Consider the following 24,773-nt stretch of genomic DNA (forward strand, 5'->3'; position numbering starts at 1 on the left):
CGTAACCGGCCCGCTCCCCCACCCGGCCACCCACAGGATACTGGCGTTGGGTGGCCGGGTGGGGGAGCGGGCCGGCGCAGGTCGGCGGATGAGTCACACTCATCCGCCGTTGGTATGACTCTCATCACATGGACCGGAGGACATGACCCATCGAGGCCCCCTGCCCGACCTGATGGTCGAGCCCATCGTGCGCGCCGCCCTGCTGGAGGACCTGGGGCGCGGCGGCGACCTGACCACCGACCTGCTGATCCCCGAGGACCACGCGGCGCGGGCCGCCCTGGTGGCGCGACAGGCGGGGACGGTGGCCGGGATCGGCGTGGCCGCGCTGGCCTTCCGGCTGCTCGACGCCCGCGTGACCTGCCACCCGGCGGTCGCCGATGGAACAGCGGTGGACGCCGACACCGAGGTCCTGCGCGTGGAGGGGCCGGCCCGGGCCATCCTGTCGGCGGAACGGGTGGCCCTCAACCTCCTCGGCCGGCTGTCGGGCATCGCCACCGCCACCGCCGGGCTGGTGGCGGCGGTGGCCGGCACCCGCGCCCGCGTCGCCTGCACGCGCAAGACCACGCCGGGGCTGCGGGCGCTGGAGAAGTACGCGGTGCGCGCCGGCGGCGGCGCCAATCACCGGCTGGGCCTGGATGACGCGGTGCTGATCAAGGACAACCACGTGGCCCTGGGCGGCGGCGTGACCGCCACCCTGGCCCGGGTGCGCGCCGGCGTCGGCCACATGACCAAGGTGCAGGTGGAGGTGGACACCCTGGCGCAGCTTGACGCGGCGCTCACGGCCGACCCCGACGCCATCCTGTTCGACAACATGCCGCCGGACATGCTGGCCGAGGGCGTGCGCCGGGTGGCCGGCCGGGCGGTCACCGAAGCCTCGGGCGGGATCACGCCCACGACCATCGGCGCGATCGCCGCCACGGGCGTGGACCTGATCTCGGTCGGCTGGCTGACCCACAGCGCCGCCAGCCTGGACGTGGGGCTGGACATCGTCGACGAGGGCGGTCGCTGATCCCCTCGCCTGCGTTTCAGGGTGTGCCGGCCCGCGCGTCCGCCGGCCCCCGCCGCGTCACGGCCTCGCGCAGGCGCAGCGGCCGGGTCACCGGACGCGCCCCCTCCAGCCCCAGCAACACCAGGGTACCCCGGGCCGGGTTCATCTCCATGGCCAGGCGGGTCGCCGACCACAGGATCGGCGGGCGCAGCCAGGCCAGATCCCGCGTTCCGGCCCCGACCGCCGCCGCCATGGCGTCCCAGCGCCCCTGGCTGTCGCGCCCCCGGGCGTGGCAGGGCACGTTTTCGCGCCAGTGGTTGGCGGCCACCGCCGGGTGCTGACGCACGCGGGTACCGCCACGGTCCTTTTCCAGGGTCCACGCCTCGGCACGGTCGATGCCCGCGAGCGTGAGGATCGACGGCACGCAGGCGGGCGCCTCCATGAGCGCGTGCAAGGCGCTGGTGGCGTCGGGACAGGTCTCCAGCACGTGGCGCAGCAGGTGGTCGGGCGGCGGCGCGGGACTGGCCCAGACCGCGCGGCGGTCCCGCAGCCAGCGCAACGGGCGCGGTCCGGGACCGCTGATCGGCGCCTGGTTGAGGGCAACCGCGAACCGCCCCGGCGCCAGCCCGGTGAGCACGCCGACATAGCCCGGCCAGGTCACGGCGAGAAAGGCCCCCGCCGGGCCGCGCATGCGGGCGACCACCATGTCCGCGCCCAGGCGCGGCATGTCCCAGTCCAGCGTGCGCAGCAAGGTGACGCCGGGCGGGCCGTCCTCCCCGGTTCCCGGAGAATCGGGCGCGGCGGCGGCGGTGCAAGCCCATTGGTGCGACAGGTTCAGGGCCAGCGCCCCCGGTCCGTCCAGGCGCGCCGCGACCCGCCGCACTTCGTCGGCATAGGCCGTGCCGTTGCGCGCCAGCCAGCGCGCGCACAGCCCGTCGGCCAGCCGCAGCACCGGCCGCGTGTAGGTCCGCTGGGCCAGGGTCAGCAGGCGCCGGGTCGCCCCCGGCGCGGCTTCGGCCAGCGCCACCGCGCCCCCCTCTCCGACATCCACCACGGGGATCGAGGGAAGGTCCTGGGGCAAGGCGGTCAGGTCCATGGCGGCACCCGGTGTGGTGGTGGGGCCCGCAGGGTCGCCCAGCGCGCGCCCGCGCTCAAGGAAATCCGGCGCCGGGCGGCGACCGCGCGCCGGTGTTGTGACCGGGCATGCCGGCCGCTAGGATTTCGGCGACGCGACGACACATCAGGGGAGGATCATCTTGGACGCGGACCAGATTCTTCACGACCTGGCGACGTTCGGGCCGTTTCCGGAACCCGCCGTGCGCGCCAGTCTGGACACCCCGGCCGCCGTGGTGCCCCGGTTCCTCGATATCCTGGAGCGCGCCGCGACCGGCGCGGACCTGTCCGAGGACGAGCGCGAGGCGATCTTCCTGATGATCCATATCCTCGCCGATCTTCGGGAAACGCGGGCCTTCCGGCCGCTGGTCAGCCTGTTGCGCCGGGACGACGACGTCGTCGAGCCGATACTGGGCGACTGCCTTTTCGAGACCGTGGCCCAGGTTCTGATCAGCCTGTATGACGGTGACATCGCGCCGCTCGAAACGCTGATCGGCGACCCCGACGCCTCGGAATGGGGGCGGCAGGCGGGACTGAACGCCTGGATCTGGCTGGCGGCCACCGGCGCCGTGCCGCGCGACCACGCCCGGGAGCGGCTCCTGTCCTGGTACACCAGGCCGTTCGCCAAGGCCGGACACGCGGTCTGGGTGGGATGGGTCGACGCGGCGGCGCTGTTGACGCTGGACGACCTGAGCCACAAGGCCCGCCGGGTGTTCAGCACCGGACGGGTCCCGCGCGAGATGATGGGCTACAGGCACTACCAGCGCCTGCTGCGCTCCGCCCAGCAGGCCGACGACGTCACGGACGTATTGCGAAAGGAACACCTATACCCGTTCTCGGACGTCATCGGTTCCATGAGCACGTGGCACTGCTTTTCTCCCGCGCGAGTCGAGACGAGTCAGGCACGCGACCACGACGAGGCAATCGCCAAGATCAGGGAAGGGGCCATGCTGCGTCAGTTGGGCGCCGCGCTCGCACCCGATCGGGCCGGATCGTCGCCCCCCCCGGCCGTCAATACCAACCGAGCCATCGGACGCAACGATCCCTGCCCCTGCGGATCGGGCAAGAAGTACAAGAAGTGCTGCCTGGGCAAGGCGTAGTGGTGGGACCCCTGTCGCCCGATCGCTGGCCCCGGCGCCGGGCGTCGCCTATAAATCCCACCCGTCACCGAGACCCGTCATCCCCGCCCGCGCCAAGGAGGCCCGTCCATGATTCCCCGCTACAGCCGCCCGGCCATGGCCGCCCTCTGGGAGCCCGCCAACAAGTTCCGCATCTGGTTCCTGATCGAGGCGCACGCCTGCGATGCCCTGGCCGACCTGGGCGTGATCCCGGCCGAGGCCGCCCGCGCGGTCTGGGAAAAGGGGGACACGCTCTACACGGACGCGCGCATCGCCCGCATCGACGCCATCGAGGCCGAGGTCAAGCACGATGTCATCGCCTTCCTCACCGAACTGGCCGAACAGGTGGGCGAGCCGGCCCGTTTCGTCCACCAGGGCCTGACCTCCTCGGACGTGCTGGATACCTGTCTGGCGGTGCAGATGACCCAGGCCGCCGACCTGTTGCTGGCGGACCTGGACATGGTCCTGGCGGCCCTGAAGCGCCGCGCCATGGAACACAAGATGACCGTGTGCATGGGCCGCAGCCACGGCATCCATGCCGAGCCCGTGACCCTGGGCCTGAAGTTCGCCAGCTTCCACGCCGAGTTCGCCCGCGCCCGCGCCCGCTTGGTCGCCGCCCGCGAGGACATCGCCACCTGCGCCCTGTCCGGGGCCGTCGGCACCTTCGCCAACATCGACCCGGCGGTGGAGGCCCACGTGGCCGCCAAGCTGGGGCTGGCGCCCGAACCGGTCTCCACCCAGGTGATCCCGCGCGACCGTCACGCCCAGTTCTTCGCCGTGCTGGGCGTCATCGCCAGTTCGGTGGAGCGACTGGCCGTGGAGATCCGCCACCTGCAGCGGACCGAGGTGCGTGAGGCCGAGGAGTACTTCTCCCCGGGGCAGAAGGGCAGTTCGGCCATGCCCCACAAGCGCAACCCCATCCTCACCGAGAACCTCACCGGCCTGGCGCGCATCGTGCGCGGCGCCGTGGTGCCGGCCATGGAGAACGTGGCCCTGTGGCACGAGCGCGACATCTCCCATTCCTCGGTGGAGCGCATGATCGGCCCCGATGCCACCATCACCCTCGATTTCGCCCTGGCCCGCCTGGCCGGGGTGGTGGACAAGCTGGTGGTGCACGAGGACGCCATCGAGGCCAACCTGAACCGCATGGGCGGGCTGGTGTTCTCCCAGCGGGTTCTGCTGGCCCTGACGCAGGCGGGCGTCAGCCGCGAGGACGCCTACCGCCTGGTGCAGAGGACCGCCATGAAGGTCTGGGACGGGGACGGCGACCTGCTCACCCTGCTGCGCGCCGACAGCGAGGTGACCGCCGCCCTGGACGACGCCACCCTGGCCGACCTGTTCGACCTGAGCCATCACACCCGGCACGTGGACACCATCTTCCAGCGTGTGTTCGGCGCGGCGTGAGCGCGTGGCGCCGGCCCACCGGCGCCGGTTCCCGCCATCATCGCCGCATGACGCCCGAGGCACCTCATGCCCCGACTCGCCCATATCTCCGACCTGCACTTCGGCCGCATCGACGCGTCGGCGGTGGCGGCGCTGGAAAGGGACCTGCTGGCCCAGGCGCCGGACCTGGTGGTGGTCAGCGGCGACCTGACCCAGCGCGGCCGTCATCGGCAGTTCCGCGAGGCCCGTGCCTTCCTCGACCGCCTGGCGCGTCCGGTGCTGGTGGTGCCCGGCAACCACGACGTCCCGGCGTGGAACCTGGTCAGCCGCTTCCTGCGACCCTATCGCCGCTTCACCCGGCATATCACGCCGGACCTGTCCCCGCTGGTGACCACCGATACGCTGGCGATCCTGGGGTTGAACACCGCGCGGCGGGCGGTGCGCCACTGGAACTGGGCGTTGGGCAGCATCAACGCGCGCCAACTGGCCGAGGCCGCGCGCCTGCTGGGTGAGCACGGCGACGGCGGGCGCCTGCGGGTGGTGGTCACCCATCACCCCGTGGTGCTGCCGCCCTTCCATCGCAGCGGCCCGATGCTGTTCAACGCCGACCGGGCCTTGTCGGCCTTCGCCGCCAACCAGGTCGACCTGATGATCAGCGGCCACCTGCACCGCACCCATGCCGCCGTGATTTCCGTTCCACGGGTGACCGCCGGGGGCGCCGGCCCGTCCTGGGCCATGGTGGTGGTGCAGGCGGGCAGCGCCACGTCCACACGTCTGCGGGACGAGCCCAACGGCTACAACCTTCTGGACATGTCCACCACGCCGCCCCGGATTCGCGTGGAAAGCCGGGCCTGGCGACCGGACGGCGGCTTCGCGACCACCGCGCGGTCGGCCTTCAGCCGCGAGAGCGGCCACTGGGTGCCGGCCTGACGCCGGCCCCATCGCCGGCGGATCATCGGTCCGGCCGGTCCTCGTCGCTCTCCAGGACCCCCTTGGTCAGGGCGTGCCGGACCACCTTGCGGAAGACCGTGGGCAACGCATGCTCGCCCAGGCGCTCCAGCGGCACCCAGATGCCGCGCGCCCGGGGATTGGCGCCGACCCGGGCCATAACCACGATCAGGTCCAGATGAAAGTGGGTGAAGGTGTGGCGCACCCCGCCCGGCACCACCCGCCAGTCGTCCAGCGCCATCGGCGCGGACTCCGAGATGGCGACGGCCGGATCGGGCATCGGCGCCTCCACCCAGTCGGACCCGGGCAGTTCCATCATGCCCCCCAGGAGGCCACGGGCCGGCCGCTGGCGCAGCAGCACCGCGCCATCCCGGCGCTGGATCCAGAAGGCCACGCCGCGCCGGGTGGGGCGCTCCGGCTTGGGCGCCTTGGCGGGAAGCCGCTCGGCCAGGCCGGCCCGCAGGCCCTGGCACGCCTCCCGCCAGGGACACAGGCCGCAGGCCGGGGAGCGCGGCGTGCACAGCGTCGCCCCCAGGTCCATGACCGCCTGGGCATGATCGCCGCAGCGCGCGTCCGGGGTCAGGGCCTCGGCCAGGGCGCGCAGGGTCGGCTTGGCGGCGGGCAGCGGCGTTTCGATGGCGAACAGCCGGGCCATCACCCGTTCCACGTTGCCGTCCACCACCACCGCGCGCCGCCCGAAGGCAATGGCGGCGATCGCCGCCGCCGTGTAGGCGCCCACGCCGGGCAAGGCCCGCAAGGCGTCCTCGGTCTCGGGAAACCGGCCGCCATGCTGATCGGTCACGGCACGCGCGCACGTCAGCAGGTTGCGGGCGCGGGCGTAGTAGCCCAGGCCCGCCCACTCGGTCATCACCGCCGCGTCCTCGGCCCGGGCCAGATCACCCACCGTCGGCCAGCGCGCCAGGAAGCGGGCGTAATAGGGTTTCACCGCCGCCACCGTGGTCTGCTGGAGCATCACCTCGGACAGCCACACCCGGTAGGGATCGGCGGCCTGCCCCGGGTCCATCCGCCAGGGCAGGTCCCGCCGGTCGCGGTCGTACCAGGCCAGCAGCCGCGCCGACAGGGCGGCGGCGGCGGCCGGATCCGGCACGGGGACCTCCGCCGGCGCGGTGGGACGGCGGGACTTGGCGGCGCGCGCCATGGGCGGATCTCCTGGGACCAACGCGGACTTGACGGCAAGGGCTCGAACCGGCTCCATTTGGGGGTCAAGATGCCGCCGAGGCAACGGCCGAGACGTCACCGGAGCCCCTCTCCCCACCGAGACAACGCATGGCACGCCAGCCCCGCAAGCCCGGAACACGGACCTCCGGCGCGCGCTCCAAGCCCGCGGCGGCGGCGGCCGTGCCCGCCGCGTGGCTGCGCCGGCTGGTTACCGAGGAAGGCGAGCGCCTGCCGGTACGCGACCTGGGCGACCGCAGCCGCCGGACCCAGACGGTCGGCCGCATCCTGGAACCCGCCACCCGGCGCCTGCTGGGCCGGCGCGGGCTGGCCCTGGGGACGCTGATGACGCATTGGGAGGCGGTGGTCGGCGCCGGGCTCGCGCGCCACTGCATTCCGGTGAAGCTGGTGATGCCGCGCAAGGGCGCCGCCGCCTCCCTGGGGGGTGTGCTGCATGTGAAGGCCGCCGCCGGCGCCATGGCCACCGAGTTGATGCACCGGGCGCCGCTGGTGTGCGAGCGCATCAACGCCACCCTGGGCTATCGCGCCGTGGAGCGCATGCAGGTGACTCAGGGACCGCTGCCCGGGCGCGCCGGACGCAAGCGCGCCCGTGGCCCGGCCCTGCCGCCCGCCCCGCCGTCGCCAGCGCGCCTGGCGGCCCTCGACACCCGCCTCGCCGGTGTCGAGGACCCGGACCTGCGCGCCGCCCTGGCGCGCCTGGGCAAGGCGGTCCTGACCACGCGCGGCTGAGGTCGCGGGTCACCACATCGCCCCATTCCCGTGGCCGGATAGGCAGGGTGGGCGGTGCGCAGGCGGCGCCGCTTGCTTGTCCGGCCCTGCCTCGCACCCTATACAACAGGGACGGGTCCGGTCGTTTCTCCCCCGTCCGGGTCCACCCCGCGATGGTTCCCCCCCGTGATGGTTCCCCCTTGTCCGCAGGAGTCCGCCCGTGCCACGCCATGCCCTTCCCCGTCGTCGCCTGTTGTCCGGTCTGGCCGGGGTCTCCGCCCTGACCCTGGCGGGCGGCGGCTCCCTGGTTCTGGCCACGGGCCGGTCCCTGGCCCAGGACGCGGCGCCAGACTCCGCCGGGGACGCGGTCACCTATCGGCCCTACACCCTGGGTGACCCGGACGCCCCGGTCAAAATCCTGGAGTTCTCCTCCTTCACCTGCGGCCACTGCGCCTCGTTCCACACCGATACCCTGCCGCTCCTCAAGGAGCAGTACATCGACACCGGCAAGGCCAACCTGACCCTGGTCGACTTCCCCCTGGACGACGTGGCGCTGGCCGTCACCCTGATCACCCGGTGCGCGCCCGAGCCGCTGTACCACAAGCTGGTGGAGATCTATTTCGCCGACCAGGACGCCTGGCTGAAGCGCAATCCGCTGGAGCCGATCCTGGGCATCGCCCGCCTGGGCGGCCTGTCCGAGGCGCAACTGGACGCCTGCCTGACCGACGAAGCCCTGTTCGAGGAGATTCAGCGCCGCCGCGCCGAGGCCGAGGCGCGCTTCAACATCACCGGGACCCCCACCTTCGCCATCAACGGCGTGCGGCACCCGGGGTCCTACAAGGCCGACTCGCTGCTGCCGGCCGTCGCCGAGGCCCTGGCCAAGGCCGAGGGAAACTAGGGTCCGTCCGGCCCACCGCCGCCGCGCGCCGCCGCCATGGTCCAGTTCACGCACCTGCGCCTGACGGGCTTCAAGTCCTTCGTCGACGCCACCGACCTGCCCATCGAAACCGGGCTGACCGGGGTGGTCGGCCCGAACGGCTGCGGCAAGTCCAACCTGGTGGAGGCGTTGCGCTGGGTGATGGGCGAGACCTCCGCCAGGCAGATGCGCGGCGGCGAGATGGACGACGTGATCTTCGGCGGCACCCGTGACCGGCCGGCGCGCAACATCGCCGAGGTGACCATCACCCTGGACAACACCGACGGCTCGGCCGCCGCCTGGCGCCAGTTCCCGGACCTGGAGATCAGCCGCCGCATTGAGCGCGGCAGCGGTTCGCTGTACCGCCTGAACGGCAAGGAGGTCCGGGCGCGCGACGTCCAGCTTCTGTTCGCCGACTCGGCCAGCGGCGCGCGGTCCACGGCCATGGTGTCGCAGGGCCGGGTGGGCGCGCTGATCGCCGCCAAGCCGGCGCAGCGGCGCGCGTTGCTGGAGGAAGCCGCCGGCATCGCCGGGCTGCATGGCCGCCGTCACGAGGCCGAAGGGCGGCTCAAGGGGGCCGAAACCAACCTGGAGCGCCTGGACGATGTCCTTTCGGCCCTGGACGGCCAGGCCCGCAACCTGCGCAAGCAGGCCCGCCAGGCGGCCCACTACCGGACCCTGTCCGAGTCCATCCGCGCCGCCGAGGCGGTGGTGCTGCGGCAACGCTGGCTGGCCGCCATCCGGACGCTGGATCAGGCCCGCGCGGCCCTTCGCGAGAGCGAGCGCGGGGTGGGCGAGCGCACCGCCCAGGCCGCCACCGCCACCCGCGCCCGCGAGACGGCGGCCGAGGCCCTGGAGCCACTGCGCCGGGCGGAGACCGAGGCCGGAGCGAGACGGCACCGCCTGACCGTGGAGCGCGAGCAGCTCCGGGCCGAGGCGGACCGTCTCCAGGCCGCCCGGGCGGACACCGAGACGCGCCTGGCGCAGATCACCCGCGACCATGCCCGCGAGACCGCCCGCGTGAGCGACGCCGAGGCCGCGCTCGCCCGCCTGGAGGCGGAGCGGTCGGCCCTGGCGACGGCCGCCGCCGGCGAGGACGAGGCCCGGGAGCGGGGACGGACCGACCTTCAGCAGGTCGATGCGGCCGTCACCGCCCTGGACGCCGAGGTCACCCGGGCCACCGAGGCCCTGGCCCGGGAGGACGCCCGGCGCGCGGCCCTGGATCGCCAGGTGGCCGAGGTCGCCGCGCGCGCCGATCGGCTCGCCAGGCGCCGCGAGGACCTGGAGCGGTCCCTGGAGGCCGCCCACGCCCGCGCGCTTGACCCGGCCGAGGTGGACGCGGCCGAGGCGGCGATCGGAACGGCCGAAACGGCGCTGGACACAGCCCGCGCGGATCGGCAACGGGCCGAGGACGCCCGCGCCCAGGCCCGCGCGGCGGTGGACGCGGCCCGCGAGGCCCTGCAAGGCGTGGCGGCGGAGCGCGCCAGCCTGCGCGCCGAGGTCAAGGCCCTGGAGGCGCTGCTCACGCGCGCCGCCCCTGGCGCGGGGGCCTGGCCGCCGGTGCTGGACGCGCTGTCGGTGGCACCGGGCTTTGAAACCGCCCTGGGCGCCGCCCTGGGAGACGACCTGCAAGCCGCCCTGGATCCGGCGGCGCCCGCCCACTGGGTCGACCTGCCTCCGCCGGCCGATCCGCCACCGCTGCCCGGCGGCATCGACGCCCTGGCCGACCATGTGCGGGCCCCCGGGGCGCTGACCCGGCGGCTCACCCAGATCGGGGTGGTGAAGGACCGCGCCACCGGCGACGCGCTCCGCCACGACCTCGGTCCCGGCCAGCGGCTTGTGGACGCCGAGGGGACGCTGTGGCGCTGGGACGGACTGACGGTCCGGGCCGGTGGCGGGGCGGAGGCCGGCACCCAGGCCGCCGCCCGCCTGCACACCCGCAACCGCCTCGCCGAGATCACGGCGGCCCTCGCCGATGCCGAGGCGCGGGTCTCGGCGGCCGAGACGACCGTGGACGCGGCCCGAACCGTCCTGGCCGACACCGAACACCGGGAGGCGGCGGCGCGGACGGCGGCGCGCACCGCCGAGGACGGACTCGCCAGCGCACGCAAGGCCCATGACGACCTGCGGCGGCGGCGGGCGGAGATGGACGCGACGCTCGCCTCGCTGCGGGCCACGCTGGCGCAGGTGACCGCCGACGGGACCGAGGCCACCGAAACCGCCGCCTCGGCCCGCACCGACCGCGCGGCCCTGGGGGACGGCACGGCGGCCCGCGCCACCCTGGCGGAGCGCCGCGCCGCCCTGTCCACGGCGCGCGCCACCCTGGTGGAGACGCGTGCCGCCCATGACCGGCTGCTGCGCGAGATCGCCGACCGCCAGCGCCGCCGGCAGGCCATCGATGCGGAGGCGCCCTCCTGGAAGACCCGACTGGACCAGGGGCGCGCCCAGGTGGCCGAACTGGAGGTCCGCCGCGACACCGTCACCGCCGAGGCCGCCCGTCTGGCCGAGGCCCCGGCCTTACTCGACACGCGCCGGGCCGCGCTCTCCGAGGCCCTGGAGACCGCCGAAAGGGGTCTCAAGGCCGCCGCCGACGCCCTGGCCGACGCGGACGGCCAGGCCCGGGCCGCCGACACGGCGGCGCGCGACGCCGACCGATCCCTGGCCGAGGCCCGCGAGGACCGGGTGCGGCGCCAGGCCGAGGTCGAGCAGGGCGAGGCCGCCTGCCGCACCGTGGCCCGCGCCATCGCCGAGCGCCTGGACTGCCCCCCGGACGGACTGGTGGCGGCGGCCGGGCTCGACCCCGACGCCGACCTGCCGCCGCTGGACGACGCCGAGGCGACCCTCGCCCGCCTGACCCGGGAGCGCGACGGCATGGGACCGGTCAACCTGCGCGCCGAGCAGGAACTGGCGGACCTCGACGAAAAAACCGGCGCGCTCACCCACGAGCGCGACGACCTGACCCAGGCCATCGCCCGCCTGCGCCAGGGCATCGCCGAGATCAACCGCGAGGGCCGCCAGCGTCTGGTGGCCTCCTTCGCCACCGTCAACGAGTCCTTCCGCGACCTGTTCGCCCGGCTGTTCGGCGGCGGGCGCGCCCACCTGGAAATGGTGGAGAGCAACGATCCCCTGGAAGCCGGCCTGGAGATCATGGCCAGCCCGCCCGGCAAACGGCTTCAGGTGCTGTCGTTGCTGTCCGGCGGCGAACAGGCGCTGACGGCCCTGGCCCTGCTGTTCGCCGTGTTCCAGACCAACCCGGCGCCCATCTGCGTGCTGGACGAGGTGGATGCGCCGCTGGACGATGCCAACGTGGACCGGCTCTGCCATCTGCTGGAGGATCTGGCGGCGGGGTCGTCCACGCGCTTCCTGGTGGTCACCCACCACCGCATGACCATGGCGCGCATGGACCGCCTGTTCGGCGTCACCATGGTGGAACGGGGAATCTCGCGCCTGCTGTCCGTGGACCTGCGCCGGGCCGTGGACCTGACCGAGAACGAGCCCCGGGGGATGGCCTGACGCCCCCCAGCCCCCCAGCCCCCCAGGACCGGACCATGACCGGATCAGGACCGGACCATGACCGGCCCCCCGACGTTGACTTTCCCCAGGCAGGCGGCAGGATTGGGACCTCGGCCCGGCGCGGGCCGTCTTACCTTGCGGACTTCTCGGCATGCGCACCTTCGGCACCATCACCACCTGGAAGGACCCGCAAGGGTTCGGCTTCATCACCCCGCAAGGCGGCGGTGAGTCGGTGTTCGTGCATGTGAACGCCTTCAACGAGCGCTCGCGCCGCCCGGCCAAGGGCGATGTGATCACCTTCGACCTGACCACCGACGGCCGCGACCGCACGCGCGCCGCCAACGTCGAGTTCTTCAGCGCGCGCCAGACCCCGCGCGTGCCCTCCGGCGTGGTGCGCCTGGCGATGATATTCGTAACCCTGTTCTCGGCCGTGCTGGTGTTCCTGGCCATCACCGGCGCCGTGCCGGTGATGGTCCCGCTGACCTATGCCATCGCCAGCGTGGCCACCTTCGCCGTCTACGCCCGCGACAAGGAGGCCGCGCGAGTCAACGGCTGGCGCATCAAGGAAAGCAAGCTGCACGGGCTGTCCCTGCTGGGCGGCTGGCCGGGGGCGCTGATGGGGCAGACGGCCCTGCGGCACAAGATCCGCAAGCCGGCCTTCGTCGTGGTGTTCTGGCTGACGGTGGTGATGAACTGCCTGGGTCTGGCGGCGGTGGCGTGGCTGAGTGGCATGCTCTGGCCCACGACGGGGTAGCGGGCCGGCTGCGGGCTTCAGCGGTCGCCCTGGAAGCGGACGGTGCCGAACCACGCCCGGGCCGTGTCGCCCCGGTCGTCGCAGTCGGTCATCAAGGCGACCGCGTCGATCGTCTCCAGGTCCAGGTCGTGGAAGCGGCGGAAGTCGGCCCGCACGTCGCGCCGCTGGGTGACCCAGACGCCGGGCGTGGCCGGTGGACCCGAGGCCACCGCGACCATGTGCGCCTGGCCGGCGTAGGCATTCGGCCAGTCGGCGCCGACCGGCTCGCCGGCCGCCCAGACGTAGTTGACCGCCCGCGTGCGCCAGGGCAGCAGGCCGCCATCGTGGATGACATAGAGGCGCGCCACATAGTCGTCACCGGCCTTCGTGCGCTCGCTGGCGGCGGGGTCCGGCACGGCCTCGACCCGCCAGGACCATTCCAGGATCGGGGTCTTGGTCAGGTCGACCGGCTTGCGCCAGTAGAGGCCGGAGGCGCTGGCGTCGCAGTCGGCCCGCACGGCCGGCCGGCCGGCCACGGTATCCAGGCGGTAGGCGGTCTCGTCGACGAAGGCTTCCGTCTCCCACCGCAGAATGTCGGCGGGGGCGAAGACGGGTCCCTCGCCCGGGCCGGATCCCTGATCCTGGGCCGACGCGGAGGTGGCGGCCAAGCCGACGGCGACGAGACCTGCCAAGCTTGAGACGAGACGGCGCGACTGGGGCATGGTGGCACGGACTCCGGCGCGAAACAGGATGGCCGGCATGTGGTATCGCGACGCCGCAGGCGCCAGGGGACCCGGACCGTGCACGGGCCTCGGCGCGGGCCATGTCCGCGCCGCCCCCGTCGGGCAGTCAGACCGTCGGGCAGTCAGACCGTCTGGCTGTCAGACCGTCAGCCCGCGCGCTCGAACAGCGCCAGCTTCAGGTCCGCGATCGCCTGCCCGGGGTTCAGGCCCTTCGGGCAGGTGGCGGTGCAGTTCATGATGGTATGGCAGCGGTACAGCCGGAACGGGTCGTCCAACTGGTCCAGGCGCTCGCCGGTGGCCTCGTCGCGGCTGTCGAACACCCAGCGGGCCGCCTGCAACAGGATCGCCGGCCCCAGATAGCGATCGCCGTTCCACCAGTAGCTGGGGCAGGACGTCGAGCAGCAGAAGCACAGCACGCATTCCCACAGGCCGTCGAGGCGGGCGCGTTCCTCGGGGCTTTGCAGCCGCTCGCCGGAGGTGGGCGCGGGGGTATCCGTCTTCAGCCAGGGTTCGATCAGTTCGTACTGGGCATAGATATGCGTCAGGTCGGGCACCAGATCCTTGACCACCGGCATGTGCGGCAGCGGATAGATGTCGACCGATCCCTTGACCTCGGCGATGGGCTTCAGGCACGCCAGGGTGTTGTCGGAATCGATGTTCATGGCGCAGGAGCCGCAAATGCCCTCGCGGCAGGAGCGGCGGAACGTCAGCGTCGGATCGACCTCGTTCTTGATCTTGATCAACGCGTCCAGGACCATCGGACCGCAGTCGTCCAGGTCGATGGGGAAAGCGTCCAGGGTGGGGTTGCCACCCTTGTCCGGATCCCAACGGTAGATACGGAAGGTCTTGACGTTTTTCGCCCCGGCCGGCGTGGGCCAGGTCTTGCCCGGCTTGATGCGGGAGTTGGGGGGAAGAGCGAACTCCACCATGACGTCGATCCTTGGTTCTGCGTCCGTCAAGGGACGGTCCCGTCGGGTACGCGCGCGGGGGCGCGCGGCGTACCGTCGTCCGGAGAGACGGCGGGCCACCCCCTTGGAGCGAGCCCGCCGTACGACGGCCTTCTCAATACACCCGTTTCTGGGGCGCGATGTACTCCACATCCTTGGTCAGGGTGTAGGTGTGCACCGGTCGATAGCCCAGGGTCACCGCCCCGTCGTCCGCGATCCACGCAAGCGAATGCTTCATCCAGGTCGCGTCGTCGCGCTCCGGATAGTCCTCGCGGGCATGGGCGCCGCGCGATTCCGTGCGCGCCTCGGCGCCGTGGATGGTCGCCTTGGCGCAGGCGATCAGGTTGTCCAGCTCCAGCGCCTCGGCCAGGTCGGTGTTGAACACCAGCGAGCGGTCGGCGATCTTGATGTCGGCGACGGTCCTGGCGATGGCATCCACCTTGGCACAGCCGTCGCTCAGGGACTCGGCCGTGCGGAACACGGCGGCATCGCTTTGCATGGCCTTTTGCAGGTCCAGGCGGATGTCGGCCGTGAGGCGGCTGCCGTCGGCGGTGCGCAACTGCTCCAGGCGGGCCAGCGGCCGGTCGGTGGAGTCCGGCGGCAGCGGCCGGTGCTGGGTGTCCTGCTGGATCAACTGGGCGCACCGCTTGGCGGCGGCGCGGCCGAACACCACCAGATCCAGCAGCGAGTTGGTCCCCAGGCGGTTGGCGCCATGCACGGACACGCTGGCGCATTCGCCCACCGCCATCAGGCCCGGCACCACGCGGTCGGGCTCGGCCTCGGTGGGATCCAGCACCTCGCCCATGTAGTTGGTGGGGATGCCGCCCATGTTGTAGTGCACGGTCGGCAGCACCGGAATGGGATCGCGGGTGGCGTCCACGCCGCTGAAGATGCGCGCGGTCTCGGTGATGCCAGGCAGGCGGGCGTGCAGCACGTCGGCGCCCAGATGCTCCAGGTGCAGGTGGATGTGGTCGTTGCCCTTGCCGACGCCCCGGCCCTCGCGGACCTCGACGGTCATGGCGCGGCTGACCACGTCGCGGCTGGCCAGATCCTTGGCGTTGGGGGCGTAGCGCTCCATGAATCGCTCGCCGGCCGAATTGGTCAGGTAGCCGCCCTCGCCGCGCGCGCCCTCGGTGATCAGGCAGCCGGCGCCGTAGATGCCGGTGGGATGGAACTGCACGAACTCCATGTCCTGGAGCGGCAGGCCGGCGCGGGCCACCATGCCGGTGCCGTCGCCCGTGCAGGTGTGCGCGGACGTGCAGGAGAAATAGGCGCGACCGTAACCGCCCGTCGCCAGGATGGTGGCATGGGCGCGGAAGCGATGGATGGTGCCGTCGTCCAGGTTCCAGGCCACCACGCCGCGACAGGCGCCGTCCTCCATGATCAGGTCGAGGGCGAAGTACTCGATGAAGAACTGGGCCTTGTAGCGGAGCGACTGCTGATAGAGCGTGTGCAGGATGGCATGACCGGTGCGGTCGGCGGCGGCGCAGGCGCGCTGCACCGGGGCCTCGCCGAAGTTGCGCATGTGGCCGCCGAAGGGGCGCTGATAGATCGTGCCCGCCTCGGTGCGCGAGAACGGCACGCCGAAGTGCTCCAGCTCATGCACCGCCGGGATGGCCTCGCGGCACATGTACTCGATGGCGTCTTGGTCACCCAGCCAGTCCGACCCCTTGACGGTGTCGTACATGTGCCATTCCCACTTGTCCTCGGCCATGTTGCCGAGAGCGGCGCCGACGCCGCCCTGGGCGGCGACGGTGTGGGAGCGCGTGGGGAACACCTTGGTGACGCACGCGGTCTTCAAGCCCTCGGCCACGGCGCCGAAGGTGGCGCGCAGGCCGGCGCCGCCGGCGCCGACGACGACGACGTCATAATCGTGGTCGATGATCTGCGGAGAGGACATGGGCCGTCTCAACCTCCAAGGGCCAGGGTGAGCACGCAGACGACGCAGAACAGCGCGCCGGCGGCGGCAAACATCTTGTTGGCCATCACGGCCACGTTCTTGGCGGCGGCGCCGTGCACGTAGTCCTCAAGCACCACTTGCAGGCCCAGGGCGCCATGCTGAAAGGCGCTGACCACGAACAGGATCATCAGCGTGGCGTTCAGCGGGCTGGCCATCCAGGCGCGAATGGCCACGTCATCGGCGCCCAGGTTGCCGATCACCGCGCCGAAGACAAACCACAGGCCCAGGGGCACCAGGGCGACGGCGGTGACGCGCTGGCCGATCCAGTGGTGGGCGGCGCCGCCGGCGGCGCCCAGGCCGCGCGCCCGCCCCAGGGCGGAGCGCATGCCGGTTCCGGTTTTCATGGCTGTCCTCTCCTCACGCAACCAGCATCAGGCCCACCGCCCAGGCGGCGATGGTCAGTCCGCACACCATGACCAGCATGGTGATGCCGGTGCCGCGCACCCCCTCGTTGGTGACGCAGCGGCCCGAATCCCACGTCAGATGCCGCACCCCGTTGGCCAGGTGGTAAAACAGCACCACCGTCCAGCCGAACAGCACCAGGTATCCCAGGGGCGAGGCAAACAGCCCCTGAACGGTGGCGAAGGCCCCGGCGCCATAGGCCGCCGCGCCCAGCCAGGCGATCACGAACAGGCTGCCCACGACGTACAGGGCCACACCCGTGAGGCGATGCAGGATCGACAGCAGCGGCGCGATCTTGCGGTAGAGCTGATAGACCTGGAGATGCGGAGAAAGCGGTCTCTCGCGGGACGACTGGGGGGACGGCATGGCGGAGGCCTCATGGAGTGGGCGCGCGCTGACGGCGCGCGAAATAATCGTCCGGGACCAGCGGCCACGACCGTGAACCGGTGGTCAGTCCTTGACCGGCCAGCGCCCGGTCCGGGGGCACCCCCGCAGGGATCGCGCCGATGGCACGCCGCGACCCGACCACCCCACCAACGGACGTTGGCGGGCGTGATCAGCGCAACGGTCGGACACGACGGTCGGCATGACCCCTCGTCGGACTCAGGACCCGGGCCGGACCCTGGAAAGACCGCGCCATCGCCGGCAGGACCACACCGACGCGACGGGCGGAGACAGGCCGAAAGCCGCAAGGAGACACCTTTTAAGCGGTCGACGTCGCCATCACGCCCGTTGACCGTGCCCCCCTGCCCTCTCGGTCAGGGCCGTCCCCACACGAATTGGCGGGACGGTGGTCGTGTTTAGCGCTACGCGACATACCGAGTCAACGCCGCAGCGAACAGGACCGACCTTCACACGCGCCTCGGACGCCCCGGGGTGGCAATCCGGCGGTGGACGTTGGATACTTGATGGAGTGACCCGAACACACTCCGGCCCGTCACCTCATCCCGACACACCGCCAAGACACACAAAACTCAGGAGGACCCGTCATGCCCGCTTCGCGTTCCGGTTCCACGCTCGCCGCCGCCGGCGTGCTGGCCGCCGCGCTTGGCGCCGCGCTTGGCGCCGCCGCCGCGCCGGCCTCGGCCGAGACCTTCCGCTGGGCCTTCCAGGGCGACTTCCAGGCCCTGGAGCCCTATGTGCTGAACGAGACCCACACCCTGGGCGTGCTGGGCAACATCTTCGAGGGGCTGGTGCGCCGCGACCGCGACCTGGGCATCGAACCGGCCCTGGCGGAGTCCTGGGAGATCCTGGACGACACCACCTGGCGCTTCCACCTGCGCCAGGGCGTGGTGTTCCACAACGGCAATCCGTTCACCGCCGACGACGTGGTGTTCTCGCTGGCCCGCGCCGCCGCCGAGGGCTCGGACATGTCCAGCCGGGTGGCCGCCGTCGCCGAGGTGCGCAAGGTGGACGACTACACCGTGGACATCGTCACCACGTCGCCCTACCCGGTGCTGTCGGCCGACCTGACCGACCTGTTCATCGTCGACCAGGAGTGGTGCGAGGAGCATGACGCCGTGGCCCCCGCCAACGTCAAGGCGGGCGAGGAGAACTACGCCACCCGCCACGCCAACGGCACCGGCCCCTTCATGGTCACCGAACGCCAGCCGGACGTGCGCACGGTTTTCGTCCCCAATCCGGAGTGGTGGGACGAGGCCACCCACACCGTGACCGAGGCCATCTACACCCCCATCACCAGCGACGCCACGCGGGTGGCCGCGCTGCTGTCGGGTGAGATGGATCTGGTCTACCCGGTGCCGCTTCAGGACGCGCCCCGCGTGGAGGCCGCCCCCGGCGTCGAGATGCTGGCCGGCCCGGAGACGCGCACCGTATTCCTGGGCATGGACCAGGATCGCGACGTGATGCTGGAAGGCAGCGTGACCGACGCCAACCCGTTCCAGGACATCCGCGTGCGCGAAGCCTTCTTCCGGGCCATCGACATCGAGGCCATCCGCAAGAAGATCATGCGCGGCAACAGCTATCCCGCCGCGCTGCTGATCGGGCCGCAGATCGCCGGCTTCGATGAAAGCCTGAACGAGCGCCCGGCGTTCGACCTGGAGCGCGCCAAGACCCTGATGGCCGAGGCCGGCTATCCGGACGGCTTCGAGACCGGCATGGACTGCCCCAACAACCGCTATGTGAATGACGAGGCCATCTGCCAGGCCGTGGCCGGCATGCTGGCCAAGATCGGCGTCAAGGTGAACCTGCTGGCCCAGCCCAAGAGCAAGTTCTTCCCCAAGGTGCTGGCCTATGAGACCAGCTTCTACATGCTGGGGTGGACGCCCTCGTCCCTCGACGCGCACAACCCCTTGCGGGACCTCATGGCCTGCCGCACGGACGATCAGGGCAAGTTCAACCTGGGGAACTACTGCAATCCGCGTGTCGACGAGCTGACACAGGCGATCCAGAGCGAGATCGACGCCGACGCCCGTCAGGCGATGATCAGCGAAGCCTATCGGCTGGTGAAGGACGACTGGGGCTACATCCCGCTGCACCAGCAGCCGTTGTCCTGGGGCAAGAAGGAGTCCGTGGACCTGCACCAGCGCGCCGACAACCAGTTCGAACTGCGCTACGTGACAGTGAACTGACGCGCCACGCGGAATGACGACCGCGGGGCGCGCGCCACCGGCGCACCCCGCCGGTTTCCTGCAGCCCTAATCCTGCTCCAGCGCCGGATTGCCGGGCACCACGTAGCGTTCCGTCAGCCAGTGGCCGAGGTCCACATCGGCGCAGCGGCGCGAGCAGAACGGCCGGTAGCGAGCGGTGGTGGGCCGCTCGCACACGGGGCAGCGCGCCCCGCCGAGGCCCTCCGCCGACGGGGCGTCTGCCTGGGGATCGCCGGTCGGGCCGGCCAGGCTGTCGGGGGCGTCGGCCGGCGAGCCATCGGTCGGATCGCTCATGGGGTCCCTCCTGGTCAGGTCTCGACGGCGCATCGTCATCACGGTCACGGTGGCCCGATCACCGGGTCCGCGTCAACGCCGGCCGACAGGGGACGGACCGTCAGCGTCAGACCCAGGCGGGTCCGCGCCTCCGTCACCGTCGGCGCCAGCGGCCCGCGCAGCAGCGCCGCCGCCTGGGGAGAGACCGTCACCGCCAGGGCGGTGGCCGCCGTCGCCCGCGCCTCCCGGACGGCCAGCCGAAGCGCCGCCAGCGCCTGGGCGGCGGGGCCGCGCATCATCTCGGCCAGGGTCGGGCCGCGCCGCTCCCGCGACAGTTCCAGCAGCCCCAGCCGGGACACCCCCGCCAGGCGCGGCATCGCCGGGTCGGCGGCCAGCGCCGTCTCCAGGGTCTGGCGGGCCGTCGGGGCGAGGCGGGGGCCGCGCCCCCCGGGCAGCAGGTCCACCACGATATGCCCGGCCAGCCCGCGCAATCGGATTTCGGCCGGCAGCGCCGCCAGCGCCGCCGCGTTGGCGCGACCCGGCGGACCGGCGCCCGCGTCCACGTCCACCGCCACCAGCGCCGACGTCGGCTCGACCACCAGCCGACCGCCCCCAGGCAGGGGCACCACCGGCGACAAGGCCGCATCGACGGCCTCGGCGACGCCACTGGCCTCCCAGAGATCGTCCGCGCCCGCGTGCACGAGCAGAGCGAGCGGCGGCGGATCGTCGGTGCCCAACGCCTCCGCCAGCCCCTCGGCCACCCCGTCGCGGGCGGCGTTGTCGTCCAGGATCACCACGGACGGCAACGGCCCCCGGGACGAGAGCACGGCATCCCAGTCCAGCGGCGCCGGGATCAGCAGGGCCGGCGGCCGGGCCGTGTCCATGCGGGCGCGCAGGCCCGCCCAGGCGGTCCGCAGCCGGGCCAGGTCCGCCGTGAGGCTCTCCGGCGTCGCGCCGGCCGCCGCCGTGCGCGCCACCAGGGACTCACCGGGCGCCACCAGGTCCTTGACCAGATCCAGCAGTCGGGTTCGCTCGGCCGGGTCGACGAGTCGCCGCGAGACCGCCGCCCCGGGCCGCCGCCCACCCAGCGCCAGACGCGCCGTCGTCAGCGCCGGGGCCAGGGTCAGCCGGGCCGCCTTGTCGCCGGCCGGGGCGTCGACACGGGCCGCCTGGCGCACCTGCACCAGCACCGCCGCGCCCTGGGGGGGCGTGGTGGCGGTCACCTCCCTGGCATCCAGATAACCGTCGCCCCAGGCGCCCAGGTCCACGAAGGCGCCGCCACCGCCCGGCAGGCGCGGTCCCAGCCGGCCCAGCAGCACCGCCCCGGGCGCCGCCGCCCACGGGCGATGGCAGGTCACGGCCACGCAGCGCCCGCGCTCCAGGCGCGCCACCCGTGTTTCCCCGGGCGAGACCGACGCGACCAGGGCCACCGGCGCCGCCCGGGCGGCCGCGACGGCATCGCCGGCGCCGGCGACCGTCACGCCACCCGCAACCCGAGGCCGCGCAGCAACGCCCGGGTCTCGTACAGGGGCAGGCCGACCACGTTGGGATAGGAGCCGGACAGGAACCTCACGAAGCCCGCCGCCTGGCCCTGGATGGCGTAGCCGCCGGCCTTGCCGTCCCACTCGCCGCCGTCCAGGTAGGCGCGGATCTCGGCCTCCTCCAGGTGCTTGAAGACCACCCGGGTGTCCACCAGCCGCTCCGCGCGGCGCCCGTCGGGGGCGATCAGAACGACCCCCCCCAGCACGTGGTGACTGGCCCCGGACAACAGGTCCAGGCAGCGGCGCGCCTCGGCGCGATCGGCCGGCTTGGGCAGGATCCGCCGGCCCCGGGCCACCACGGTGTCGGCCGCCAGCACGAAGGCCCCGGGGTGGCGTGGCGCCACGGCCTCGGCCTTGGCGCGCGCGAGCCGGCGCGCGTGCTCGCGCGGCAGTTCGCGGGGCAGCGGTGTTTCGTCGATGTCTGCGGGGTCGACCCGGTCGGGCATCACGCCGATCTGGCGCAACAGGTCCAGGCGGCGCGGCGACGCGGAGGCCAGGACAAGCGGAGCCCCGGAGGGCGCCATGGGCCGCGACTCGTCGGCCGCCGAGCCCGGCCGGGGGACGGGAGGCCAGGCGGCCATGGCGATCTACTTGTAGCGGAAAGTGATGCGACCCTTGGTCAGGTCGTAAGGTGTCATCTCAACATTCACCCGGTCGCCAGCAAGAACGCGGATGCGATTTTTGCGCATCTTACCGCTGGTGTGGGCGAGAACTTCGTGATCATTGTCCAGCTTCACGCGAAACATCGCATTGGGCAACAGTTCCGTTACGGTGCCGTTGAACTCAATGGCATCTTCCTTGGCCATACTGATTCCCTGACTTGTGGCGAGGTGGCCCGTTACATGACCGCAATTCGCGAAAAAGTCAAGTCTGTTCAACAGGATGCCGGTCCGCGCCGAAAACACCCCCGCGCGCGCCGCCGGCCGCCCCCAGCGGCCCCTACTCCGCGTACACCATGGTCCCGCCCAGGCCCTCCATCAGGGCCTGAAGCCGCGACAGGTCGGGGATGGTGATGGTGCGCCCCTTGCGCACCACCAGGCCGTCCTGGGCCAGGTCCAGCAGCACCCGGGCGACGGTCTCGCGGCTGGCGTTGATGCGGCTGCCGAGATCCGCCTGGGTGGGCACCGGATGCACCAGATGCGCGCCACGAATGGCGGGACTGGGCTTGGACAGCGTGATCAGCTCGCGGCAGACCCGCTGCGTCACCGTCTGCGTGGACAGGCTTTGCAGGCGCTCGTTGGAGGCACGGATCAGGCTCGTCAGGCGCGTCATCACCCGCCAGGCGACCACCGGCTGTTCGGCGAGCAGCGTGCGGAAGCGCTCCGCCGGCATGACCGACAGCAGGCAGTCGGTGCGCGCCGTGACCGTGGCCGACCGGCGCATGCCGTCGATGGCGGCGATCTCGCCGAAGTAGGCGCCCTCGCCCAGTTCGGCGAAGGCGATCTCGCGGCCACTGCGCGAGTAGCTGGAAACGGTGACCACCCCCCGGTGGATGAACATCACGTCACGGTCGGCGCTGGTGACGTCGCAGATCACCTGCCGGGCGGTGTAGGAGCGGCGATGACAGCGCCCGGTCAGGTCGGCCATCAGCGCCGGGGGCACGCCATCGAACAGCGCGAACCCCGCCAAGGACTCAGAGTCTGACGTCACGACCACCCCCATCTTCGACCCCCCCGGGCCCTTGGCTACTGGAGTCGAACTCATTTTTGTCTAGGTCACCGGCCGAATGATGACAAGACCAAAGCGGCGTGACGACGGTCTTGACCAGTCAGCCTTGATCCAGAGTCGATCCGATCAAGGCCGGCCGGAGTCTCGCGACGCCGACCGGAGCTACACGGCCGCCAGTGCCTGATCCAGGTCGGCGATCAGGTCGTCCGCGTCCTCCAGGCCGACGGACAGGCGGACCACGTCGTCGCCGGCGCCGGCGGCGGCGCGCTGCTCGTCGGTGAGCTGCCGGTGCGTTGTCGAGGCTGGATGCAGGATCAGGCTGCGGGTATCGCCGATGTTGGCCAAATGACTGAAGACGTTGACGGTCTCCACGACGCGCACACCGGCCTCGAAGCCGCCCGTCACACCGAAGGTGAACACCGAGCCCGGCCCCTGGGGAAGATACTTGTCGGCCAGGGCCTTGAACGGCGAGGTGTCCAGGCCGGCATAGGACACCCAGGCGACCTTGGGGTGGTCAGCCAGGAAGGCGGCCACCAGCCGCGCGTTGGCCACGTGCTGGCGCATGCGCAAGGGCAGCGTCTCGATCCCCATGAGGGTCAGGAAGGCGTTCTGGGGGCTCAGGGTGGGGCCGAAGTCGCGCAGGGCCACGGCGCGGGCTTTGGTGGTGAAGGCGAAGTCGCCGAAGGTCTCGTAGAAGGCCAGGCCGTGGTAGGCGGGTTCCGGCTTGGCCAGGGACGGGAACTTGCCGCTCCTGGCCCAGTCGAAACGCCCCGATTCGACGATCGCGCCGCCCAGGGCGTTGCCGTGGCCCGACAGGAACTTGGTGGTGGAGTGGACCACGATGTCGGCGCCCCATTCGATGGGACGACAGAGCGCCGGCGTGGCCATGGTGTTGTCGACGATCAACGGAACACCGGCCTCGTGCGCGATCGTGGCGACCTTTTCCACGTCGACGATGATCCCGCCGGGGTTGGCCAGCACCTCCAGGAAGATGGCCTTGCAGCGGTCGGTCATGGCCCGGCGGAAACTCTCCGGGTCGGTGGGATCGACGAAGTGGCAGGTCCAGCCCAGTTTCTTGAACGAAAGCCCGAACTGGGTGATCGTCCCGCCATAGAGGTTACGGGCCGCCAGGAACTCGTCTCCGGGTTCCAGCAGCGTGAAGAAGGTCAGGAACTGGGCGGCATGGCCCGAGGCGGCGCAACAGGCGGCGCGCCCGCCCTCCAGGTTGGCGACGCGCTCCTCCAGCACGCAGACCGTGGGGTTGGACAGCCGCGTGTACACGTGGCCGAAATTGTGCAGGTTGAAGCGGCTGGCGGCCTGGTCCACGTCGTCGAACACGTAGGACGTGGTCTGGAAGATGGGCGTGGCCCGCGCCCCCGTGGTGGGGTCGGGGCTGGCGCCGGCGTGAATGGCCCGGGTGGCGAAGCCGAAGTCGGTCTTGCCGCCGGCGCCCTCGCCCTGGCCGGGCGCCCGCTTGGCGCGGGAACTGATGACCCCCGAATTGACCCCATACCAGCCCAGTTCGCCGCCCAGGCGGCCATACTCGATCTTCGGGCAGCGGTCCATGATCACGGTCAGGCCCGCCGCCTCGGCGCGCGCGGCCGCCGCGTCGTTGCGCACGCCCAGTTGCAGCCAGACCACCCGGACGCCCTTGTCGGCGGCCACGGCGATGGTCTCGTCCACCACGCCCCCGGCGGCCTCGGACCCCCGGAAGACGTCCACCATGTCGAAGGGCTCCGGCACATCGGCCAGGCTGGCGTGGACGGTCTCGCCCAGGATGGTCTTGCCGGCCTGCCCGGGATTGACGGGGATCACCCGATAGCCCTTTTCCTTCAGGTACTTCATCACGAAGTAGCTGGGTCGGTTGGGATTGGCCGACAGGCCCACCATGGCGATGGTGCGCACGTCGGCCAGGATGGCGCGGATCAGGGCGTCGTCGTAGGTCAGGGCGGCCTGCTGGGTCATGGGGGCGGGGTCCTTGCCGGAGCGGACGGGAGGGACCATGCAAGCGCG

The 24,773-nt window shown here is 72.1% G+C and carries 22 protein-coding genes; 9 read left to right on the forward strand and 13 right to left on the reverse strand.

The genetic code is table 11. From position 1 onward, the window contains the following. Positions 1-142 precede the first annotated feature (142 nt). Positions 143-1,009 carry a carboxylating nicotinate-nucleotide diphosphorylase gene (nadC, locus tag GGD89_RS03715; RefSeq protein ID WP_184042767.1) on the forward strand — a complete coding sequence of 289 codons (867 nt, stop codon included), beginning with the start codon at positions 143-145 and terminating at the stop codon, positions 1,007-1,009. A 16-nt stretch (positions 1,010-1,025) separates the two neighbouring features. Here the strand turns inward: nadC and GGD89_RS03720 are convergent, their stop codons facing one another. Next, on the reverse strand, positions 1,026-2,084 hold the full coding sequence (locus tag GGD89_RS03720; protein WP_184042768.1) for an Ntn hydrolase family protein: 1,059 nt from the start codon (positions 2,082-2,084) through the stop codon (positions 1,026-1,028). 160 nt (positions 2,085-2,244) lie between these two features. On the opposite strand from GGD89_RS03720, the gene GGD89_RS19930 reads away from it, so the two are divergent. From GGD89_RS19930 to GGD89_RS03735, 3 genes are all read left to right on the forward strand, one after another. Next, positions 2,245-3,201 (forward strand): DUF1186 domain-containing protein, encoded by a 957-nt coding sequence (locus tag GGD89_RS19930; protein WP_184042769.1) that lies wholly within the window; start codon positions 2,245-2,247, stop codon positions 3,199-3,201. A gap of 108 nt (positions 3,202-3,309) precedes the next feature. Next, entirely contained in the window at positions 3,310-4,623 is a 1,314-nt protein-coding gene (gene purB / locus GGD89_RS03730; protein ID WP_184042770.1) for an adenylosuccinate lyase, read from the forward strand. Positions 4,624-4,689: 66 nt separating this feature from the next. Then, positions 4,690-5,532, forward strand: a complete 843-nt coding sequence (locus tag GGD89_RS03735; RefSeq protein ID WP_184042771.1) for a metallophosphoesterase family protein — start codon at positions 4,690-4,692, stop codon at positions 5,530-5,532. Between the two features lie 22 nt (positions 5,533-5,554). Here GGD89_RS03735 and mutY read toward each other — a convergent pair whose 3' ends face one another. Next, a complete protein-coding gene (gene mutY, locus GGD89_RS03740; protein WP_184042772.1) occupies positions 5,555-6,709 on the reverse strand; it encodes an A/G-specific adenine glycosylase in 1,155 nt (384 codons plus the stop codon). A 128-nt stretch (positions 6,710-6,837) separates the two neighbouring features. Between mutY and GGD89_RS03745 the strand changes: the two genes are divergently transcribed. The 4 genes from GGD89_RS03745 (at position 6,838) to GGD89_RS03760 (ending at position 12,638) form a co-directional block, all read left to right on the forward strand. Further along, on the forward strand, positions 6,838-7,476 hold the full coding sequence (locus GGD89_RS03745) for a DUF721 domain-containing protein (RefSeq protein ID WP_184042773.1): 639 nt from the start codon (positions 6,838-6,840) through the stop codon (positions 7,474-7,476). A 199-nt stretch (positions 7,477-7,675) separates the two neighbouring features. Beyond that, positions 7,676-8,353, forward strand: a complete 678-nt coding sequence (locus GGD89_RS03750; RefSeq protein WP_184042774.1) for a thioredoxin domain-containing protein — start codon at positions 7,676-7,678, stop codon at positions 8,351-8,353. 36 nt (positions 8,354-8,389) lie between these two features. Then, complete coding sequence (locus tag GGD89_RS03755) at positions 8,390-11,884, forward strand: AAA family ATPase (RefSeq protein ID WP_184042775.1); 3,495 nt, start codon at positions 8,390-8,392, stop codon at positions 11,882-11,884. 151 nt (positions 11,885-12,035) lie between these two features. Beyond that, entirely contained in the window at positions 12,036-12,638 is a 603-nt protein-coding gene (locus GGD89_RS03760) for a DUF1294 domain-containing protein (protein WP_184042776.1), read from the forward strand. 17 nt (positions 12,639-12,655) lie between these two features. On the opposite strand, the gene GGD89_RS03765 is transcribed toward GGD89_RS03760, so the two are convergent. The 5 genes from GGD89_RS03765 to sdhC all read right to left on the reverse strand — a co-directional run bounded on the left by GGD89_RS03765 (position 12,656) and on the right by sdhC (position 17,035). Then, positions 12,656-13,339 carry a DUF3047 domain-containing protein gene (locus GGD89_RS03765; protein WP_184042777.1) on the reverse strand — a complete coding sequence of 228 codons (684 nt, stop codon included), beginning with the start codon at positions 13,337-13,339 and terminating at the stop codon, positions 12,656-12,658. Positions 13,340-13,506: 167 nt separating this feature from the next. Then, a complete protein-coding gene (locus GGD89_RS03770) occupies positions 13,507-14,289 on the reverse strand; it encodes a succinate dehydrogenase iron-sulfur subunit (RefSeq protein ID WP_184042778.1) in 783 nt (260 codons plus the stop codon). Positions 14,290-14,422: 133 nt separating this feature from the next. Next, entirely contained in the window at positions 14,423-16,207 is a 1,785-nt protein-coding gene (sdhA, locus tag GGD89_RS03775; RefSeq protein WP_184042779.1) for a succinate dehydrogenase flavoprotein subunit, read from the reverse strand. 8 nt (positions 16,208-16,215) lie between these two features. After that, the gene (gene sdhD, locus GGD89_RS03780; RefSeq protein WP_246422473.1) at positions 16,216-16,611 is read right to left on the reverse strand and encodes a succinate dehydrogenase, hydrophobic membrane anchor protein; all 396 of its coding nucleotides are present in this window, start codon (positions 16,609-16,611) and stop codon (positions 16,216-16,218) included. 13 nt (positions 16,612-16,624) lie between these two features. Then, positions 16,625-17,035 (reverse strand): succinate dehydrogenase, cytochrome b556 subunit, encoded by a 411-nt coding sequence (gene sdhC / locus GGD89_RS03785; RefSeq protein WP_184042780.1) that lies wholly within the window; start codon positions 17,033-17,035, stop codon positions 16,625-16,627. Positions 17,036-17,658: 623 nt separating this feature from the next. Between sdhC and GGD89_RS03790 the strand changes: the two genes are divergently transcribed. Next, positions 17,659-19,260, forward strand: a complete 1,602-nt coding sequence (locus GGD89_RS03790) for an ABC transporter substrate-binding protein (RefSeq protein ID WP_184042781.1) — start codon at positions 17,659-17,661, stop codon at positions 19,258-19,260. A 66-nt stretch (positions 19,261-19,326) separates the two neighbouring features. Here the strand turns inward: GGD89_RS03790 and GGD89_RS20620 are convergent, their stop codons facing one another. The 6 genes from GGD89_RS20620 to GGD89_RS03820 all read right to left on the reverse strand — a co-directional run bounded on the left by GGD89_RS20620 (position 19,327) and on the right by GGD89_RS03820 (position 24,725). After that, positions 19,327-19,572 carry a DNA gyrase inhibitor YacG gene (locus GGD89_RS20620; protein ID WP_184042782.1) on the reverse strand — a complete coding sequence of 82 codons (246 nt, stop codon included), beginning with the start codon at positions 19,570-19,572 and terminating at the stop codon, positions 19,327-19,329. 44 nt (positions 19,573-19,616) lie between these two features. Then, entirely contained in the window at positions 19,617-21,032 is a 1,416-nt protein-coding gene (locus tag GGD89_RS20340) for a ribonuclease E/G (protein ID WP_184042783.1), read from the reverse strand. Further along, positions 21,029-21,616 (reverse strand): Maf family protein, encoded by a 588-nt coding sequence (locus tag GGD89_RS03805; RefSeq protein ID WP_184042879.1) that lies wholly within the window; start codon positions 21,614-21,616, stop codon positions 21,029-21,031. The genes GGD89_RS20340 and GGD89_RS03805 overlap by 4 nt, the downstream gene beginning before the upstream one ends. A 63-nt stretch (positions 21,617-21,679) precedes the next feature. Beyond that, complete coding sequence (gene infA / locus GGD89_RS03810) at positions 21,680-21,898, reverse strand: translation initiation factor IF-1 (protein ID WP_092785396.1); 219 nt, start codon at positions 21,896-21,898, stop codon at positions 21,680-21,682. 133 nt (positions 21,899-22,031) lie between these two features. Then, a complete protein-coding gene (locus tag GGD89_RS03815) occupies positions 22,032-22,742 on the reverse strand; it encodes a cyclic nucleotide-binding domain-containing protein (RefSeq protein ID WP_184042784.1) in 711 nt (236 codons plus the stop codon). A gap of 180 nt (positions 22,743-22,922) precedes the next feature. Beyond that, on the reverse strand, positions 22,923-24,725 hold the full coding sequence (locus GGD89_RS03820; protein ID WP_184042785.1) for an O-acetylhomoserine aminocarboxypropyltransferase: 1,803 nt from the start codon (positions 24,723-24,725) through the stop codon (positions 22,923-22,925). Between the last annotated feature and the right edge of the window lie 48 nt (positions 24,726-24,773).

Origin of the sequence: Roseospira visakhapatnamensis, assembly GCF_014197915.1 — a bacterium.
Classification (GTDB): Bacteria; Pseudomonadota; Alphaproteobacteria; order Rhodospirillales; family Rhodospirillaceae; genus Rhodospira; species Rhodospira visakhapatnamensis.

Bases quoted from the DNA above. Each gene is read 5' to 3' on its own strand.
- GGD89_RS03745 (WP_184042773.1), top strand. From the start codon at position 6,838: ATGGCACGCCAGCCCCGCAAGCCCGGAACACGGACCTCCGGCGCGCGC.
- GGD89_RS03765 (WP_184042777.1), bottom strand. From the start codon at position 13,339: ATGCCCCAGTCGCGCCGTCTCGTCTCAAGCTTGGCAGGTCTCGTCGCC.
- mutY (WP_184042772.1), bottom strand. From the start codon at position 6,709: ATGGCGCGCGCCGCCAAGTCCCGCCGTCCCACCGCGCCGGCGGAGGTC.
- nadC (WP_184042767.1), top strand. From the start codon at position 143: ATGACCCATCGAGGCCCCCTGCCCGACCTGATGGTCGAGCCCATCGTG.
- purB (WP_184042770.1), top strand. From the start codon at position 3,310: ATGATTCCCCGCTACAGCCGCCCGGCCATGGCCGCCCTCTGGGAGCCC.
- GGD89_RS03770 (WP_184042778.1), bottom strand. From the start codon at position 14,289: ATGGTGGAGTTCGCTCTTCCCCCCAACTCCCGCATCAAGCCGGGCAAG.
- GGD89_RS03805 (WP_184042879.1), bottom strand. From the start codon at position 21,616: ATGGCGCCCTCCGGGGCTCCGCTTGTCCTGGCCTCCGCGTCGCCGCGC.
- GGD89_RS20620 (WP_184042782.1), bottom strand. From the start codon at position 19,572: ATGAGCGATCCGACCGATGGCTCGCCGGCCGACGCCCCCGACAGCCTG.
- GGD89_RS03820 (WP_184042785.1), bottom strand. From the start codon at position 24,725: ATGACCCAGCAGGCCGCCCTGACCTACGACGACGCCCTGATCCGCGCC.
- sdhA (WP_184042779.1), bottom strand. From the start codon at position 16,207: ATGTCCTCTCCGCAGATCATCGACCACGATTATGACGTCGTCGTCGTC.
- GGD89_RS03720 (WP_184042768.1), bottom strand. From the start codon at position 2,084: ATGGACCTGACCGCCTTGCCCCAGGACCTTCCCTCGATCCCCGTGGTG.
- GGD89_RS03735 (WP_184042771.1), top strand. From the start codon at position 4,690: ATGCCCCGACTCGCCCATATCTCCGACCTGCACTTCGGCCGCATCGAC.
- GGD89_RS03760 (WP_184042776.1), top strand. From the start codon at position 12,036: ATGCGCACCTTCGGCACCATCACCACCTGGAAGGACCCGCAAGGGTTC.
- sdhC (WP_184042780.1), bottom strand. From the start codon at position 17,035: ATGCCGTCCCCCCAGTCGTCCCGCGAGAGACCGCTTTCTCCGCATCTC.
- GGD89_RS03755 (WP_184042775.1), top strand. From the start codon at position 8,390: ATGGTCCAGTTCACGCACCTGCGCCTGACGGGCTTCAAGTCCTTCGTC.
- infA (WP_092785396.1), bottom strand. From the start codon at position 21,898: ATGGCCAAGGAAGATGCCATTGAGTTCAACGGCACCGTAACGGAACTG.
- GGD89_RS03790 (WP_184042781.1), top strand. From the start codon at position 17,659: ATGCCCGCTTCGCGTTCCGGTTCCACGCTCGCCGCCGCCGGCGTGCTG.
- sdhD (WP_246422473.1), bottom strand. From the start codon at position 16,611: ATGAAAACCGGAACCGGCATGCGCTCCGCCCTGGGGCGGGCGCGCGGC.